The following is a 17,141-nucleotide window of genomic DNA, read 5'->3' on the forward strand; positions in this document are numbered from 1 at the left end:
CGAGGAGAATCGCCATGGGCACCACCAACGCCTACGACCCGCCCGGCCATCTCACCGACCTGGACGACACCGGGCGCAAGGCCTGGAACATCTTCATCACCAGCAGCATCGACCAGGCCGTGAAGGGCCCCGATCCCACCCAGGCCACCAACGACGCTCCCCGCAGCCAGTTCTACGACCTCACCAGGGCCGACACCGCGGCCGACGCCCAGCAGGCCGCCGTCACCTGGACCGCCTTCCCCCGCCGTATCAAGGTCAACGCCATCGGCGACACCCAGCGCTGGGAGCGCGCGGATGCCAGCCGTGACGCCCAGGACGAGTACTGCGAGTGGAGCATCACCCGCGACCTGGCGTCCAGGAAGATCACCCGGGTCACCTTCACCTGCGAGGGCCCTGAGTACTGGGACCTGCTCGCCCAGACCAGTCCCGCCGCCGTCCTTGCGCTCTACCGCACCCACATCAGCCCCGCCGTCCAGCACAGCGACCTGTTCGCGTCCGACGGCAGCTACCGGCGCCGCAACCGCTGGAACGACTCCACCACCGACGGCGCGATGCACCTCATCCAGCAGGCCAACACCCTGGGCGCCGAGATCGAACTCGCCGCCGCGGCCACCATCGTGCGGGTGATCGACGGCCAGGAACTCACCACCGAGCAGGACCTGATCAACTGCGGCAAATACGGCGAGCCCGAGCGCAACAGCGACCCGCACATCGGCGCGGCGGTCAACGCCCTCGCCCGGCAGAAGGCCGACCTGAGCCTCACCAACCCAGTCGGCCTCTACTTCAACGACCTGGCCACCGACGGCTGGGCCACCCCCGACGGCTCCGACCCGAAAAGCTACTGGAGCTATCTGCGCGGTGATGCCACCCATCCGGTGCGCGCCCTCTACGAGGTCCCCGCGGCCAAGGGCTTCACCGTCGGCGACATCACCATCAACGGCACCCCCATCCAGTACGGAGCCCAGATCGCCGACTTCATCACCATCAAGCTCACCGCCGTCGCCTGCCGGTTCGGCCGCAGCACCACCGCCCCGCAGACCGCCTGCGTCCAGTTCCCCGCTGCGCCCGCCGCCCCGGCCACCCCTGCCCTCACCGCCAGCCCGCTGTCCGCCAACGGCCATCGCACCCCGCCCAGCGCCCCCGCCTCCCTCACCACCCGCCGCCGCTAGCAGGCCTGATTGATGGGAGCACCGCCAAGTATGTGCATCGGGGAGTCTTCCACCCCGCGGGTCTTTCGGGGCCTTCCTGAGCGCCCGCGGCCGTCCCGGGCGGTATTCACACAGGTAGTCGTCGGCGTTCATTCGGGTCATGGCTGATACGACGGTGAGGATCGACACGGAGACGCGGGACCGTCTCGCTGCGGTCGCCGCGGCGAGGAGGACGAGCGTGCGCGCGCTGCTGGCCGAGCCGGCGAGGGAGCAGGAGAACCGGCTCGCGCTCGGCGTGGCCACCGATGCCTTCCGCGAGGTCGTCTCGCAGCCCGGTGTCGTCGAGCCTTCGACCGGGGCCTCGGCGGGCTGCCGCAGAGCACCGGCAGCGAGCGCCGGGCGGCCTGATCCTGGAACTGTTCATCGATCTGCGCCGGCTCCTGGACCGTCAGGAGGAACCGCTGGGCAAGAGGCTCGAGGTGCGGGACTACGCGGCCTTGGTGGCCGCCGTGGCGCGGCACCGGGTGAACACGCCGCACATCGATGTGGGCACTCCGGACGCGTACTGGCGGGCGGCCGCGCTGCTGGAGCAGACCGTGCCGCTGCGGCCGCTGCCGGCGCGCAGCGAGTACTTCGGTTACGGCGTCGCGATCGCCTACGTCCGCGCGTCGGGTGGACGCGTGGAGACGGCGTACGAGCCATGGCGTGACGTGATCACTGGCATCCGGGCGCTGCGGCTGAACGTCCACGACGTCGCCGACACCGCTCGATGCGTCCTGCTCAGGAGGGCCAGGCGTCCGGATACGAGCCGGTGCTCTGAGGGGGCCTTGTGCAGAACTGCTTGGGCCGCGGTCCGGCACAGGCCGTGGTCGGCGTGGCGCCCGGCTTTCCGGCCGGGTCACTGCGCCGGGCGGCCTCGTTGCGATGTCCAGCCGGGCGACGCGGGTGCCGACGACGCACCACCGTCGCCCGGCGCCGCGCCCCGTCCGCTCAGCGTCCTGCGCGGGGCCGCGCCGCTGCCGTCACCAGGACGCGTCCGACTCGCGGTCGGATGATCGAATGACTCGGCCGTGGGCGGGGTAGAACGGACGCCGGGGGTCTTTCCAAGATCCCTGCTATTCACCCCGGCCGGCATCCCCGGCAAGATCGAAGGACCCAGTATGGCCAGCGGCACTGTGAAATGGTTCAACTCCGAGAAGGGCTTCGGTTTCATCGCCCAGGACGGCGGCGGACCGGACGTCTTCGCCCACTACTCCAACATCTCCGGCAACGGGTACCGCGAGCTGGTCGAGGGCGAGCCGGTCACGTTCGACATCACCCAGGGCCAGAAGGGTCCCCAGGCCGAGAACATCGTCCGCGGCTGACGCCCGCCGGACCACGCCGGTCTCGGGAGCTGTGCGCAGCGGCGCCACCCGGCGCGGTGTGGAACGGCTCGGCAGCTCGCCGGGCTCATGACCCAGAGGTGGCAGGTTCCCCTCCTGTCCCCGCTGCGAACAGGAGGGGCCCGCATCAGCCGGGCCCCTCTCGTGCTACCCCAGGCTCCGGTATCCCGAGGATGGAAGCCGTGCGCGCTGCCCGGTTCAGCGCGTGTCCTCTCGCGTCGCCTGCCGGCGGGGACCTTCGAGACGGTTGGGCTCATGGGTAGCGAGGCCCACCGCGCACTGCAGGCCGTGCGCTTTCTGCACCGCCATCCGCCACTGAGCCTGCGCCGCAGGCTCGCAGTTCACGCACCGCTCCCCCAGTCGGTGGCCGCCCGCCCGCCGGCCACCGCCGCCTGGCCTCCAGCTAGGTGAGCAATGTCGGCGAGGGCTCAATATGAGGCCAACTTCGGCGGTTCAGTTGTGGGCCATCCGTAGTCTCGTTGGATGGTTGTGTCCGTCAGTCGTTGCTGCTGGTGGATGTGCGGCCGAGTTCGCGGCCGCGCATGCGGTACGACTCGCCCTTGAGGGAGTGGACCTCGGCGTGGGCCCCAGGTCTCGCACAGAGACTGCGCCGCGGGTGGGCGGAGCGTGGCCGCTGGTGCCGTTCCGTTACGCGGGGAGGCGGACGGAAATCGTCCGCGTCCGGGCCTCGCGCATGGCTGGTCCAGACCTTGACAGGTCCAGACCAGCAGGGATTGAGTGACCGGCACGTCACGTGGGCCCGCCGAGGTGCTCGGCGCGCCGCGCCGAAGGAGTGAGCAGCGCTGAAACGCATCAAGAGGTTCCTGACCGTACTGGGCGCCGTCGTCGCCGCGGCCGCCTTCCTCCCCGCCGCCCCCGGAGTCGCCACCGCCGCGCCCGCCGCGGCGGCCGGGGACACGCCCGCCTGCGCGCCGTCGTGGAGTGCCACCACCGCCTACCCGTCCGGTGGCACCGTCTCCCACCACGGGCGCAACTGGAGCGCCAAGTGGTGGACGCAGAACGAGAATCCGGGCGCCACCGGCGTCTGGGCGGACCGGGGCGCCTGCGCCGGAGGGGTGTCGGACTTCGTCATCAGCGAGGCGCAGTTCGACGCGATCTTCCCGGAGCGCAACCCCTTCTACACGTACCAGGGGCTGATCGACGCGCTCCACGCCTACCCGGGCTTCGCCAACACGGGTACGCCGCAGACCCGGGCGCGGGAGGCCGCCGCCTTCCTGACGCACGCGGACTTCGAGTCGGTCGGGCTGCGGTACGTCAAGGAGATCAACGAGGCCAACTACTGGCGCAAGTGCGACGACAGCCAGCCCTACGGCTGCCCGGCGGGGCGGGAGGCGTACTACGGCCGCGGCCCGATCATGTTCAGCTGGAACTTCAACTACAAGGCGGCCGGTGACGCGCTCGGCCTGGACCTGCTGAACGACCCGTGGATGGTGGAGCGCGACCCGTCGGTGGCCTGGCAGACCGCCCTCTGGTACTGGAACACCCAGAACGGTCCCGGCACGATGACCTCCCACGAGGCGATGGTCGGCGGCGCGGGCTTCGGCCAGACCATCCGCTCCCTCAACGGCGCGCTGGAGTGCGACGGCGGCAACCCGGAGTCGGTGGCGTCGAGGGTCGCCCGGTACGAGCGGATCACCGCGATCGTCGGTACGGCACCGGGGTCCGGGCTCACCTGCTGAGGCAGGCCGCCGCTCCCGGGTCCCCCTTCCCCTGTCCCGGTTCTTCGGAGCCGGGTCCGGGCCGGGACCCGGGCGGGGTGCCTCTATGCCGTTCGTCCAGGGCCTGGCGCTGTTCGTGGACGGCGGCGAACGGGCCAGAAACGGGCCACGATGTCGAGGGTGCCGCTGCCGGGAACGGTGACGGTCTGCTCGTCCAAGGCGTCGAAGACGTCGTCGATCAGCCTGGCGGCCAGGCGCGGGGCTTTCGAGCGGATCACCTCGACGGGTCTGCGTCGGCCGGCTCTGCGCGGGGCGGCCGGGGATCCACAACTGAGTCCGCCGGGAGACCCAGTCCGCGGGACCGGGCTCGCGTACGCACGCGAGAATGCCGTCCCGCCTGCTGGACGGCCGCGAAGATTCATCGCGCACGGAACGCGCCGCACTCGGCCCTCACTGCCAAACGGCGGCCGTTATAACCCCAGTTGACAGCGTGATGAGCACGTGGCCGGCACTCCGGCGGAGCGTCCTCGCACGTCGGCGGGTCCTGTACGACCTTTGGTCTAGACCTTGACAGGTTCAGACCATCTGGCTTAAGTGTGGTGGCCCCCCCATGGCGGTGTCGCCCGTCGGCGACACCGCGCCGAAGGAGCTGATCGCGTGATCAAACGTGTCATGAGCCTGCTGGCCGCCCTCGTGGCGGTCGTCGCGACGTTCGTCTTCCTCCCCGCCGCCACGGCCGCCGCGGCCACCTGCGCGCCTGCCTGGAACGCCTCGTCCGTCTACACGGGCGGTGGCTCCGCCTCGTACGACGGGCACAACTGGACCGCGAAGTGGTGGACGCAGAACGAGCGTCCGGGTGCCTCGGACGTCTGGGCCGACCAGGGCGTCTGCGGCTCGGGCGGCGGCGGCGGCGGCAACCAGCCCGACCCCTCGGGTTTCGTCGTCAGCGAGTCGCAGTTCAACCAGATGTTCCCGAACCGGAACTCCTTCTACACCTACAGCGGCCTCAAGGCGGCGCTGAGCGCCTACCCGGCCTTCGCCAACACCGGCAGCGACACGGTGAAGAAGCAGGAGGCAGCGGCGTTCCTCGCCAACGTCAGCCACGAGACCGGCGGTCTCGTCTACATCGTGGAGCAGAACACCGCCAACTACCCGCACTACTGTGACACCAACCAGCCCTACGGCTGCCCGGCCGGTCAGGCCGCCTACTACGGCCGCGGTCCCATCCAGCTCAGCTGGAACTTCAACTACAAGGCCGCCGGTGACGCCCTCGGCATCGATCTGCTGGGCAACCCCTGGCAGGTGGAGCAGAACGCCGCCGTGGCCTGGAAGACCGGCCTGTGGTACTGGAACACGCAGTCCGGCCCCGGCACCATGACAGCCCACAACGCCATGGTCAACGGCGCCGGTTTCGGTGAGACCATCCGCTCCATCAACGGCAGCCTGGAGTGCAACGGCGGCAACCCCGCCCAGGTCCAGAGCCGTATCAGCAAGTACCAGGCGTTCGTCCAGATCCTCGGCACCACGCCCGGCTCGAACCTGAGCTGCTGAGCTCGGACCCACCCCGAGGAGGAGGGGGCGTGCCCGGCGGCGGCCGGGTACGCCCCCGATTCGTTTCCCCGCGGGCGGCACGCACCCCGGCACGGTCGGACAGTGCCGCTCGCAGGTGGGCGTTGGTGCCGTAGGCGGGGTCGGCACACGCACCACCACAACCGACCAACCTGACCAAGCACTACTCTGCGCCTGCACGATCCGGCATTGAAAGGGGCTGCAGGGACCGAAGCGGCAGATCTCCTTCTGACTCGCAGCGGCGGCTCGATCCACGCCTTGCGCGGCTACCGCCCATGCGTCCCGGACATCGGAAGCACAGCGGTCCCGGCGGTCAGGCCGGGGCCGCAGCGGCCAGACGGGACGGACCAGGCCTCTTCCCAGTACTGCCCGCGGTGCTCGGCCTGGCCGCGAGGCCGACCGCCGCCCGGGCGCTGTCAGCAGTGCTCTTCCCGGCAGACGCCGTCGGCGTCGACACCGCTGCCCCAGTCACCGAAGCTCGTGTTGGCCGGCTCCATGTTGACGACGAAGGCCCCGGCGGCTGGGAGGGTGATCCTGAACGGGGCGTCGTCATCGTCGGGCAGGTTGTTCACGGTCGGCAGCGGAAACTCCACGGAGGCCGGCGTTCGGTCGTCGGCGATGAGGATGAGAGTGCTGTCGGGCCAGTCCTCGTCATCGCGTCTGATCAGCGCCTGGATCTGATCTGCTGTGAAGCCCGTATGGACCGGGTTGTCGATGACGGTGATCGACGCGTAGCGCTCCGGGCTGCCTTCGTGGAGAACAGCGTGATCTCTTCGACCTCGTCCCAGCCGCTGTCTGCTCCGGGGTCCTCTCCGGCGCAGAGGGTGACGATGGGGTTCTCCAGGGCGTTTCCGGCGTCGATGTGCAGCCAGTCCTTCTCTGCTGCCAACAACCCGCGTCCGCGTGGTGGTTTGCCTGCGTCGGGGTCCATGACGGCCAGGTCTGCCCGCTCCTTCATCCTGAGCGGCCGGGGCGGCCTTGGAGGAGCTGCCGGTTGGAACGTGGCATCGAGATCCCCCGTCGTCGTTGCGATGCCTGCCGGTCATGTGCTGGAGAGGGCCAGTGTGCCAGGCAGATGGTTTGTCTTGCTCGATGCGGATCGGTCTTACTTGATGCGGACGTAGTAGGCGTCGTCGCCCAGGACGCGCCGGCTCTTGCAGAAGCCGCCGAGACGGGCGCCGACGCTGCGGTTGTCACTGGTCGAGATGATGCGGGTGCTGGCCCGGCTCGGGCTGCCTCTTTCCCCGCCGGCGGCGAACGGGTACTCGTCACAGTCGCACTTCATCGCGTCCGGGCTACCGGGCTCCACGGTCCGCTTCCCAAGGCTACTTACCGCGCCTGTTTCGCATGAAAACATAGAGGATAACCAGGATCACCGCGAATGCAACCACAAAAAGGAGGACGTCTTGCGAATTCTCGACCGGTGCATATTTTCCTCCGGCAGCCAAACTGTCGGTGATTCCCTTCACTTTCTCCTCCTCGATGCAAGTGCGAAGTAGGTGCGAGATCCGCTGAACGGAAGGGCTGTTGGGTGCCGGTGTTGGTGCGCTGTTGGCCGTAAGGGGCGTAGGTGTAGGTGGCAGTGCGTTTGCCGGTGGTGTCGGCCAGGCCGATGACGGAGTTCTGGGCGTCGGTGAGGTAGTACTGGCTGTTTTCGCCGGTCCTCATGGCCACCAGCGTGCCCGAGGGTTCGCGGGCGAAACCGGTGGCCGTCCCGGACACGCTCTGGCCGGTGATGCCGTCTGGTCTCCCATGTGAGGTCGGATGTCGAGGCGGACCACACCGGCCTGGAACGTCGGCTTCGGTGAAGCCACACGCCTCGGGCGTGAGCGTGTCGTAGGAGAAGTCGACGGCAGTGTCGCGCCGGCGACGACCAATTCCTGCCCTCCGAGCAGCTCGTCCGGATGGTCCGCGAGGGGCATTTCGGCCGCAAGAGCGGGCGCGGGTTCCACAGCTGCGTCGCGCCGCGCCGGACCCCGTAGCGGCCACCGGCCCGTACCGGCCGCCCGCGCGCGGTCGCGGTGGTCAGTCCGGGCGGCCGGGCGAGGCCGGGCGCAGCTCGCCCGGGGTCCGCCCGTACCGCTCGCGGAAGACGCGGGTGAAGTGCGACTGGCTGGCGAAGCCCCACGCATGGGCGATGTCGGCCACCGTCAGCCGTGCCGAGCCGGGGTCGGTGAGCTGCTCGTGGGCCCGCGTCAGGCGGCTTTCGAGGATGTGGCGGGAGGGGCTGAGCCCGGCCTGCCGGAAGACGCGGCTCAACTGCCGGGTGGAGACGCCCACCGCGTCGGCGACGTGCTCCGCGCACAGCCGGGGATCGGACAGGTGCTGGTCGATGTACTCCTTGGCGAGCAGCAGTCGGGCGCCCTGGTCGTCCCCGGGCCGTCCGCCCCCCACCCGGGACGCCGTGAGCGAGCGCACCAGGCTCAGCACGGTGCCCTCGGTGCCCGCCACGTCGCCGGCCTCCCGCTGGGCGAACCAGCCGGACAGCACGGACTCCAGGGCCCGCACCGCCGGGGCGTCGGCCGACGACCGCCGCCCGAAGAAGACCAGCGGCGCCGGAAGCTCGGCGGACAGGCAGCGCTCGGCGAAGACCTCCCGGGGGATGTCCACCAGGAGCTGGCGCATGGTGGTGGGGAAACCGAGCAGGTAGGAGCGGCGGGTGTCGTACAGCACCAGGTCGCCCGCGCCGAGGCTGAGGCAGCCGCCGCTGTGGAAGAACACCGCCTGCCCCGAGACCAGCAGGGTCGCGAAGACGGAGTCCTTGGGCGTCTCCCGGCACAGCCGCGCGTTGCGCTCGATGACGTGCTCGTTCCCGGCGATGTCGGCCAGGCGCAGGCTGCCGAGGCTGACGTTGGTCTGGGTGGCCAGCAGCCCGTCGTCGGAGTACGGGGAACAGGTCAGGCCGACCAGGGCCTGCCGGTTGTAGTCCTCCCAGAGGTCGACGCGGTCCGCCTGGTCGACCGACCGTGTCGACACTCGGGAGAACACGGTGGCGGGGTGTCCGGTCAACTCGGCCTCCTTGCTGACGTGAGCCAGGGTCGTGCACGCCGCGTGGGAGTGCGCTTTCGAAGCCGGCCCCGCCGGGCCGGATGCGCCGGGCGAGCCCCGCCGGAGCGGTTCCGCCGGGATCGGTCCCGGCCGGGGTGCCCGCGCGCGCTGTGCCGGTCAGCGAAGGGTACTCGGCGACGCGGCTCCGGTCACGACCCGACGGCGGACCCCCGTCCGACGGCCCGCTCCCAAGAACCGGGGCGGGCCGTCGGACAGGGGGCGGCAGGGCGGGGCGGGTGTGGGGTGAACCGTGCGGGACGGGTGGGGCAAAGCCGCGCGGGCCGTCCGACGGGGGCGGGTGCGGCGCGGGTCCGGACCGGCCGGGGGCGGGTGCGGCGCGGGCCCGGACCGGCCGGGGGCGGGTGCGGCGCGGGCCCGGACCGGCCGGGGGCGGGTGCGGCGCGGGCCCGGACCGGCCGGGGGCGGGTCTCAGGCCGCCGAGTAGCCGCCGTCGACGGGGATCACCGCTCCGTTGACGTAGGCCGCCGCCGGGCCGCACAGGAACGCGATGACCGAGGCGACCTCCCGGGGCAGCCCGAGGCGACCCATCGGGACGCGGGCGAGGACGGCGCCGGCCGCCGCCGGGTCGTCGAGCACGCCGCGCGCCAGCGGGGTGACGACGAAGCCCGGCGCCACCGCGTTCACCCGGATGCCGTCGGACGCGTACTCGGCCGCCAGGGACCGGGTGAGCTGGGAGACGCCGCCCTTGCTGGCGCTGTAGGCGGGCCGGTCCCGGCTGCCGAACAGCGCGAACATGGACGAGACGGTGACGACGGAGCCGCCCCGACGGGCCAGCAGCGGCCGGGCCGCCTCGCACGCCGTCATCGCCGCGCCCAGGTTGACCGCCAGCACGCGGTCCCAGGTCGCGGGCTCGTACTCGGCGCGGTCCGCGCTCATGCCCGCGCAGACCACCAAGTGGTCCAGGGTGCCGGTCTCCGCGATGCGGCGGGCCAGCCCCTCCCGGTCGGTCACGTCCTGTTCGATGACGCGCACCCGCTCGTGCCGGGGCGGTTCGCCGCCGGGCGCGGGCGGCAGGCCCAGGGCGTACACCTGCGCGCCCAGCTCCGCCAGCAGCTCGGCGGTGGCGGCCCCGATGCCCGAAGTGCCGCCGGTGACCAGCGCGGTGCGGCCCGCGAAGGCGTCGGGGCCGGGGAACGGCGGGGCGGCACCGGGCACGGGCCCGGGGAGGGGCGCGCTGCCGGACGGCGCGGTCCCCGGCGGTACGGGGCCGGACGGCGCGGCGGGGGCGGTACCCGTGGCGGGCGGTACGGGCCCGGTACCGGGGCCGGTCGGTGCGCCGGTGGTCATCGGCTGTCTCCTTCCCGTCCGGCGTGCGCCGGGGCCGCCGGGGTGTGCTCCTTGGAGGCGGGGGCCGAGGGCGACACCAGGATCTTGATCTGGTCGCCGCCGTCGAGCAGCGACGAGAACCCCTCGCGCACCACGTCGTCGAGGGCGATGACGGAGGTCACCACGGGGCGGAGGTCCAGGCCCTCCGCCCCGACGAGCCGGATCAGCTCCGGGTAGGTGTCCCGGTAGCCGACACTCGCCACGATCGAGTGCTCGTTGTCCACCAGCGTGGAGGAGTCGAAGCTGACGCGGCGCCCCAGCCCCACCAGCACCGTCCGCCCGCCGCGGCGGGTCGCCGCCAGGCAGGTGTCCAGGGCCGCCTGGGAGCCGACCACCTCGAAGGCCACGTCGGCGCCCTCACCGCCGCAGGCGGCACGCACCCGGAGCCGCGCGTCCTCCTCCCTGGCGTCCACCACCTCGGTCGCGCCGAGGCGCGCCGCGAGGCCCAGCCGGGCCGGGTTGACGTCGGAGGCGACGATCCGCCGGATCCCCCGCCGCGCGGCGAGCAGCACGGTCAGCAGCCCGACCGGGCCCAGGCCCACGACGGCCACGCTGTCGGCGTCCCCGCCGCGCCGCAGCGCGTGCAGCGCGACCGAGGCCGGTTCGAAGAGGGCCGCCTGCTCCAGCGGCACGTCGTCGGGCAGCCGGTGCGCCATGTACGAGGGCACCGTGGCGTACTCGGCCAGCCCGCCGTGGCCCATCAGCCCGGCGAAGCCGAAGTGGCGGCAGATGTTGTACTCGCCCGCCCGGCAGCGCGGGCAGGCGCCGCAGCGGTAGTGCGGTTCGACCGCGACGCGGTCACCCGCCGCCAGCCCCCGCACGGCCGAGCCCACGGCGGTGACCGTGCCGCAGAACTCGTGCCCGAGGACGAGGGGGGCGCGGGCGCCAGAGGCCGGGTGGGCCTTGCCGACCGGCACCGAGTGCGGGCCGTCGGTGTACTCGTGCAGGTCGCTGCCGCAGATCCCGCAATACGCCACCGACAGCAGCACCTCGTCCGGGCCCGGCGGGGTCACCTCCCGTTCGGTGACGCGTACATCGCGCGCTCCGTACCAGACCGCGGCCTTCATATCGCACCCTCCGAGGTGGAAACCGGTATGGCGTCGTGTGCGGGCCCGGCGTCGGCGCCCCTGCGGCGCAGCACCGCGGGGGCGGTCTCCCGCAGCCCCAGCGCGAGCAGGACCACGGCGACGGCGCCGCCGGAGGAGATGAACATCGCCGCGTCCAGACCCCAGACGTCCGAGGCCAGCCCGGCGACCAGGGGGCCGATGAACCCGCCCGCCAGCTCACCGACGCCCATGACCAGGCCGAGGGCGACGGTCAGCGTCCGGCGCGGCACGGTCTCCGCGGGAATGGTCGCCATGATCAGCGTGAAGCAGCCCAGACCGGTGTAGGTGAGCACCACGACGCCGCCGAGCAGCACCGGGTTGTCGACGTACACCACGGCCAGCGGGCACAGCGCCGCCACGACGGTGAAGGCGATGAGCGCGCCCCGCCGGCCGATCCGGTCGGACACCGCCGGGGTCAGGAAGCCCCACAGCACCCAGGCCACGCCGAAGCAGGTCATGACATGGCTCATCGTGCTGGAGGAGAAGCCCTTCTCGTCCTCCAGGTAGGTGGGCGTGAAGGTGATGACGACCGTGAACCAGGTCAGGTAGGAGCAGGCCGCCAGGGCGCACAGCACGATGTTGCGGTGCGTCAGCACTTCCCGCAGCACCTCGCGCAGCGGGGGTGCCGCCTCCTCCCGCGCGCCGGCGTCCGCCGGGCCGTCCGCGGTGCCGCTCGCCGTGTCGACGGCGGTGTCGCCGGCCGTGCCGGACGTGCCCGCGCCGGTGGCGTCCGACACGTCGGGGAGCACCGGTACGGGCGGGCGCTCGCGCACCGACCGCACGATCCACACGGCGATCAGCAGCCCGGGGACGATGGTCACCAGGAACGCCGTCCGCCAGTTGTGGTGCTCGGCGATCCAGACCACGACCAGCGGGGCGACGATGCCGCCCAGCAGCCCCGCCGACGATCCCTGGAGCAGGCCCATGTTCAGGCCCCGCCGGTGCTCCCGCGAGGCCTCCACCATCAGCGACTGCGCCAGCGGGAGGACCGCGCCCTCCGCCAGGCCCATCAGGGCCCTGGCGATCAGCAGACCGGCGAAGCCGGTCATCAGGCCGCCCGCCGCGGAGAAGCAGGAGAAGAGCACGACGGCGGCGATCAGGACCGGGCGGCGGCCGTACCGGTCCGCGAGCCTGCCGCAGACCAGCCCCGACAGTGCCCACGTGAGCGCCAGCACACCGGACAGGACGCCCAGGGCCGTGTGCGAGAGGTGGAAGTCGTCGGAGATGAACGGGGCGAGGAAGGTCAGCGCCTGGCGGTCGAAGAAGACGAAGCCGAAGGCCGCGAAGAGGACGAGCAGCAGACGGCGCTCGTAGCGGCGGGCCTCAGCGTCCCCGGGTGCCGCCTCCGGGTCCGGCGCCGCGGCGCCGGACCGGAAAGGGGTTCTGGTCATGGCGACCTCATGTCGGGTTCTGGACGCTGCCGGTCAGCGGAACAGGGAGTTGACGTAGTCGGCGCCGATGCCGACCTCGTCGTAGTGGCGGCGGCACATCTCGATGTAGTCGTGCACGTCGAAGTAGCCGGTGGGCTCGCCGTTCTCGTCCAGCCAGATGAGCGGGCCCTTGACGATGAAGAGCGCCTTCATCGGCTGCTCGCTCTCGTACGCGACCAGGGTGTGGCCCTCGCCCGGAGCCTCGTACACGAAGTCACCGGCGCTGGCCGTCCAGGGCCGCTCCAGGTAGCCCCACTTGCCGGAGATGGTGTACGCGAACACCTCGTGAGGGTGGTAGTGGCGGTTGACCAGACCCGCCTCCTTGGCCCGCAGGATGTCGGACCACGTGTTGTCCTTCACGTTGATCCACAGCGGGCGGGAGCTGACGGTGTCGGTGAAGGGCGCGTAGTAGCGGTCGTCGTCGGTGGCGACGTCGGAGAGGTAGACCTCCGGCAGCGCGTCCGGCTTGAACGAGTTCTCGATCGGCTTGAGGTTCTTCCAGAACTCGTTCTTCGGCTGCTCAGGCATGGAACGGACTCCCTTGGCTCGTTCATCGGGTGGCTGGCTGGAAGTCAATCCCGCGACGCATGTCCTGTCTGTCCCGTACGGGACACCCTTCTTTGCCTGTTCCGGACGTCCGCACTGTCCGAAGCCGCCGACCGCCCGCCACGGGAGGCCCGTGCGTGACGGGGAGCACCATGTGTCAAGCGCACGCATCGCGGCGGTCTTCCGCTCCACCGCGTCCGCGATGGCGGGATCCACCCGGCGCGACGGCGCTACCTCGTGGCGCGCGGCGAGCGCCTCGCCCGGGCCGGTTCAGCCGATCACGGACCGGGCGAAGGCGACGGTGCCGGCGAAGAGCGGCAGACGCACGCAGGCCCAGGTCGAGCAGCTAAGCGACCAGTACGGGCCGCCCGCCCGGGAGCCGTGGAGCGAGCAGCGGACCCAGACGTACGAGACGGAGTGGCCGGCGTGACCAGGTGCGTACGCCAGCGCGCTCACCGCCACCCCGCCAGGCGCTGGACGGTCTCTTCGCCCGGAGCGGCACGCTCTGCGTGCCGCTCCGCGATGTCCCGCTACGACCGCGGCGCCAACGCCGGCCGGATGCCGATCGCGGCGCCGGTGACGCGTACCCGTGGATCGCCGGTGACCAGGTCGACCTCCAACAGTGACGGACGGCCCATGTCGTGGCCCTGGTGGAGGGTGAGTTTCGCGTCTGCCGGGACGAGGGCCAGGTCGCGGGCGTAGGCGCCGAACGCCGCGGCCGCGGCGCCCGTCGCGGCGTCCTCCACCACGCCGCCGACCGGGAACGGGTCGCGGACATGGAAGACGGTCGCCGTTTCGCGCCACACCAGTTGCACGGTCGTCAGGTCGAGCCGTTGCATCAGCTTCATCAGTCGGTCGAAGTCGTAGTCGAGGTCGGCCAGTCGCTCACGGGTTGCGGCCGCAAGGACCAGGTGGCGCACGCCCGCGAAGGCGATCCTCGGGGGCAGGGCGGCATCCAGATCGCCGACCTGCCAGCCGAGCGCCGCCAGAGCCTCCGTCACATCGGCCGAGGCGGTGTCGTGCACCCGGGGCTCGACGCTGGTGAGGGTGGCTTTCAGTACGCCGTTCTCCTCGCGGACGGCGACAGGCACGTGGCCTGCGGCGGTGTGGAAGTCGAAGTGGCCCTCGCCGATGCGCTCGCCGAGCGCGACCGCGGTGGCCACGGTGGCGTGGCCGCAGAAGCCCACTTCCGCCTTGGGGCTGAAGAACCGCAGAGTGAACGACCGACCGTTGTCCGGGCCGGGCCCGCGGGTGACGAACGCGGTCTCCGAGTAGCCGAGTTCGGCGGCGATCGTCACCATCTCGGTGTCGCGGAGAGAAGAGGCGTCGAGGACGACCCCGGCTTTGTTGCCGCCGGTCGGGCTGGTGGTGAAGGCGGTGTAGTGCAGCACCTCGGCGGTCAGGGGGCGGGCCGGTTCGGTCACGGTGGTCTTCGAGTTCGTCATGGTCAGTCATCCTCTCCGTGGGGATTCTTGCTGGGTTTCTTGCAGGGCCTGCCAGGTGACACGGTGGGTCGGTCTTCCCCCGCGGTGGGGGTGTCGACTCGGCGGCGGGCGGCCAGTGCGAGCAGGGCTCCGGTCGCGAAGGCCGTAGCAGCGAGGCAGGCCGACAGCCGCAGGCCCTCGGTGAAGTCCGACGCCGTGGTGGCGAGGGTGCCGAACAAGGCCACCCCGACGGCGCTGCCGACCTGCCGGGCGACGTTGAAGACGGCGGAGGCGATGCCCGCGCCCGCGGCGGGTGCGGTGTCGACGATCGCGGCGGTGGCGGCCAGGGCCGTCAGCGTCTGGCCGAGGCCGGTGGCGATCAAGGCGAACAGCAGTACGGGATACGGGGTGTGGGGGCCGGTCGGCAGCCAGCCGAGGAAGCCGAGTGCGCCCAGCGCGAGGCCGGCGGCCATGGGCGGGTACGGGCCGGTGCGGGCGGTGATCCGGCTGAACAGCGGGGCGGCGACCAGCCCCATGCACACCGACGGCAGCAGAGCGAACCCCGTGGCCAGGGCGCTGAAGTCGCGCTCCTGCCGGAAGTACAGGGTGGTCAGGAACAGCATGCCGTAATAGCCGAGGCTGATGAGCAGGCCGATGGCCGCGGTGGGAGTGAAGGAGGGGGCGCGGAACAGGGATGGCGGGAGCAGCGGTGCGCGTCGGCCGCCTGCGCGGATGTGTGCTTCGAGGGCGCGTTCCACGGCGGCGAAGGCGGCCAGGGCTGCGATTGCGAGGCCGAATGCGAAGAGCACCAGGGATGAGGTCCAGCCGCGTGTGCCCGCCTCGTTGAGTCCGCCGGCCAGCGCGATGAGGCCGACGACGCCGAGGAGTTGGCCGAGCGGGTCCGGCTTCGATGCCTTGTCTCGCGGCCGGGAGGCAGGCGGGAGGTGCCGCAGCGTCAGAGCGACCGCGAGGGCGGCGACGGGAAGGTTCAACCAGAACACCGCGCGCCAGCCGCTGCCGGCGACCAGCAGTCCGCCGGCCACCGGCCCGGCGCCGAAGGCCACCGAGGCGACCGCGCCCCAGACGGTGACGGCGCGGGCGCGCACCGAGCGGTCGGGATAGACGGTCTGGAGCAGGCCGAGAGATGCGGGCACCAGCAGTGCCGCACCTGCGCCCTGCCCCAGCCTGCCGGCGATCAGCGGTGCCGGTGATCCGGCGAGGGCGCAGGCCAGCGAGGCGATGGTGAAGACGCCGAGTCCGGTCAGGAAGATCCGGCGGTGGCCGACGCGGTCGGCGAGCGCGCCGCCGAGCAGCAGCAGACCGGCGAAGAGGGTGCTGTAGCCGTCGACGATCCACTGCAGGGCGGTGGCGTCGGTGCCGAGCGAGGTGCGGATGTCTGGGATGGCTACGTTGACGACGGTGACGTCGAGCATGACGAGGAAATAGCCAAGGCTGAGCGCGATCAGCGGAGCCATGGCGAGCGCGGGCTGACGGGCGTCGGTGGCCCGTCCGGCTGTCGGCCCCGTGGCCGGCCCGTTGCGGGCGGCGAGGTGCGTTGCTCTCATGTGGAGATCATCGAAGCCGGACACTTCGTCGTGCGTAAAAGTGTTGATGTCGTAAGCTGCGATCATGGTGGACGAGCCGCTCAAGCAGCAGACCGACATCGCCCGCGCCGCCGCGCTGGTCGCCGATCCGTCGCGGGCCCGGATGCTCAAGTGCCTGGCCGACGGCCGCGCCCTGCCCGCGAGCGCACTCGCCGGTGAGGCGGGTGTCAGCGCTGCCACCGCCAGCGTGCACCTGGCCAAGCTGGTCGAGGGGGAGTTCGTCACGGTCAGTCGGCAAGGCCGGCACCGCTACTACCGCCTGGCCGGTCCGGACGTCTCCGCCGCTCTGGAGGCCCTCGCGTTGATCGCCCCGCCGCTGCCCATCACCTCGCTGAAGCAGAGCAACCGCACCAACGCCCTGCATCGCGCCCGCACCTGCTACGACCACCTGGCCGGACAGCTCGGTACCGGTCTGATGGGCGCGCTGCTCGACCGCGGCGTGCTGACCGGTTACGACGGCGTCCACCGCGCCGAGCGGGCCGTGCGCGACCGCCCCGCCTCCTACGGACGCGACATCCACTACGCCCTCACCGACAGCGGCCCGGCGCAGTTGCGCGAGCTCGGTGTCGACACCGACCGGTTGCCACCGCGCCGCCCCGCCGTGCGCTACTGCGTCGACTGGAGCGAGCACCGGCACCACCTGGCCGGCGGACTCGGCGCGGCACTGACGGCCCGGCTGTTCGAGCTGGACTGGGTGCGCTGGGGTGCGGCACCGCGCGTGGTCCATGTGACCGAGGAGGGGGTCGCAGGTCTGGAGCATTCGCTCGGCCTGACCTTCGCACGGTAGCGGGATGATGCCGACCGGCGTGAGTGCATCGGCCGAGCGGACGTGCGCTCCACCGGCCACCTCTTCGGCAC

Annotated in this window: 16 protein-coding genes and 1 pseudogene; 7 read left to right on the forward strand and 10 right to left on the reverse strand. The window is 71.7% G+C overall.

Translation table 11 applies throughout. The features are described from left to right. Window positions 1-14: 14 nt before the first annotated feature. The 4 genes from ACF061_RS16595 to ACF061_RS16610 all read left to right on the forward strand — a co-directional run bounded on the left by ACF061_RS16595 (window position 15) and on the right by ACF061_RS16610 (window position 4,230). Window positions 15-1,169, forward strand: coding sequence for a hypothetical protein (locus ACF061_RS16595; RefSeq protein WP_392267568.1), 1,155 nt, complete (start codon window positions 15-17; stop codon window positions 1,167-1,169). Between the two features lie 314 nt (window positions 1,170-1,483). Beyond that, window positions 1,484-2,203, forward strand: a complete 720-nt coding sequence (locus ACF061_RS16600) for a hypothetical protein (protein ID WP_392267569.1) — start codon at window positions 1,484-1,486, stop codon at window positions 2,201-2,203. Window positions 2,204-2,308: 105 nt separating this feature from the next. Continuing rightward, a complete protein-coding gene (locus ACF061_RS16605) occupies window positions 2,309-2,512 on the forward strand; it encodes a cold-shock protein (protein WP_159528575.1) in 204 nt (67 codons plus the stop codon). 821 nt (window positions 2,513-3,333) lie between these two features. Beyond that, window positions 3,334-4,230: a glycoside hydrolase family 19 protein gene (locus ACF061_RS16610; RefSeq protein ID WP_392267629.1), complete on the forward strand. Its 897-nt coding sequence runs from the start codon at window positions 3,334-3,336 to the stop codon at window positions 4,228-4,230. Window positions 4,231-4,324: 94 nt separating this feature from the next. On the opposite strand, the pseudogene ACF061_RS16615 reads toward ACF061_RS16610, so the two are convergent. Continuing rightward, window positions 4,325-4,535 (reverse strand): annotated as a pseudogene (locus ACF061_RS16615) (IS110 family transposase); the annotation flags it as partial. Window positions 4,536-4,866: 331 nt separating this feature from the next. On the opposite strand from ACF061_RS16615, the gene ACF061_RS16620 reads away from it, so the two are divergent. After that, the gene (locus ACF061_RS16620) at window positions 4,867-5,760 is read left to right on the forward strand and encodes a glycoside hydrolase family 19 protein (protein ID WP_392267570.1); all 894 of its coding nucleotides are present in this window, start codon (window positions 4,867-4,869) and stop codon (window positions 5,758-5,760) included. 434 nt (window positions 5,761-6,194) lie between these two features. Here the strand turns inward: ACF061_RS16620 and ACF061_RS16625 are convergent, their stop codons facing one another. The 7 genes from ACF061_RS16625 to ACF061_RS16655 form a co-directional block, all read right to left on the reverse strand. Next, a complete protein-coding gene (locus tag ACF061_RS16625; protein WP_392267571.1) occupies window positions 6,195-6,824 on the reverse strand; it encodes a DUF6924 domain-containing protein in 630 nt (209 codons plus the stop codon). 59 nt (window positions 6,825-6,883) lie between these two features. Next, on the reverse strand, window positions 6,884-7,087 hold the full coding sequence (locus ACF061_RS16630) for a NucA/NucB deoxyribonuclease domain-containing protein (RefSeq protein WP_392267572.1): 204 nt from the start codon (window positions 7,085-7,087) through the stop codon (window positions 6,884-6,886). 716 nt (window positions 7,088-7,803) lie between these two features. Then, window positions 7,804-8,787: a helix-turn-helix domain-containing protein gene (locus tag ACF061_RS16635; protein ID WP_392267573.1), complete on the reverse strand. Its 984-nt coding sequence runs from the start codon at window positions 8,785-8,787 to the stop codon at window positions 7,804-7,806. A 468-nt stretch (window positions 8,788-9,255) separates the two neighbouring features. Continuing rightward, complete coding sequence (locus ACF061_RS16640; RefSeq protein ID WP_392267574.1) at window positions 9,256-10,134, reverse strand: SDR family oxidoreductase; 879 nt, start codon at window positions 10,132-10,134, stop codon at window positions 9,256-9,258. After that, window positions 10,131-11,240 carry a 2,3-butanediol dehydrogenase gene (locus tag ACF061_RS16645; protein WP_392267575.1) on the reverse strand — a complete coding sequence of 370 codons (1,110 nt, stop codon included), beginning with the start codon at window positions 11,238-11,240 and terminating at the stop codon, window positions 10,131-10,133. The genes ACF061_RS16640 and ACF061_RS16645 overlap by 4 nt, the downstream gene beginning before the upstream one ends. Beyond that, a complete protein-coding gene (locus tag ACF061_RS16650) occupies window positions 11,237-12,670 on the reverse strand; it encodes an MFS transporter (RefSeq protein WP_392267576.1) in 1,434 nt (477 codons plus the stop codon). Before ACF061_RS16650 ends, ACF061_RS16645 begins: the two co-directional genes overlap by 4 nt. Window positions 12,671-12,703: 33 nt before the next feature. Beyond that, a complete protein-coding gene (locus ACF061_RS16655; RefSeq protein ID WP_392267577.1) occupies window positions 12,704-13,237 on the reverse strand; it encodes a 2,4'-dihydroxyacetophenone dioxygenase family protein in 534 nt (177 codons plus the stop codon). Between the two features lie 172 nt (window positions 13,238-13,409). On the opposite strand from ACF061_RS16655, the gene ACF061_RS16660 reads away from it, so the two are divergent. Beyond that, the gene (locus ACF061_RS16660; protein WP_392267578.1) at window positions 13,410-13,685 is read left to right on the forward strand and encodes a hypothetical protein; all 276 of its coding nucleotides are present in this window, start codon (window positions 13,410-13,412) and stop codon (window positions 13,683-13,685) included. Window positions 13,686-13,785: 100 nt separating this feature from the next. On the opposite strand, the gene ACF061_RS16665 is transcribed toward ACF061_RS16660, so the two are convergent. Next, window positions 13,786-14,700 (reverse strand): PhzF family phenazine biosynthesis protein, encoded by a 915-nt coding sequence (locus tag ACF061_RS16665; protein ID WP_392267579.1) that lies wholly within the window; start codon window positions 14,698-14,700, stop codon window positions 13,786-13,788. Between the two features lie 2 nt (window positions 14,701-14,702). Continuing rightward, window positions 14,703-16,244, reverse strand: a complete 1,542-nt coding sequence (locus tag ACF061_RS16670) for an MFS transporter (protein WP_392267580.1) — start codon at window positions 16,242-16,244, stop codon at window positions 14,703-14,705. 64 nt (window positions 16,245-16,308) lie between these two features. Here ACF061_RS16670 and ACF061_RS16675 point away from each other — a divergent pair, with 64 nt between their 5' ends. Continuing rightward, window positions 16,309-17,070: an ArsR/SmtB family transcription factor gene (locus ACF061_RS16675; RefSeq protein WP_392267581.1), complete on the forward strand. Its 762-nt coding sequence runs from the start codon at window positions 16,309-16,311 to the stop codon at window positions 17,068-17,070. Window positions 17,071-17,141 lie beyond the last annotated feature (71 nt).

Source organism: Streptomyces sp. NPDC015220 (assembly GCF_043079345.1).
In the GTDB taxonomy this organism is placed as follows: Bacteria; Actinomycetota; Actinomycetes; order Streptomycetales; family Streptomycetaceae; genus Streptomyces.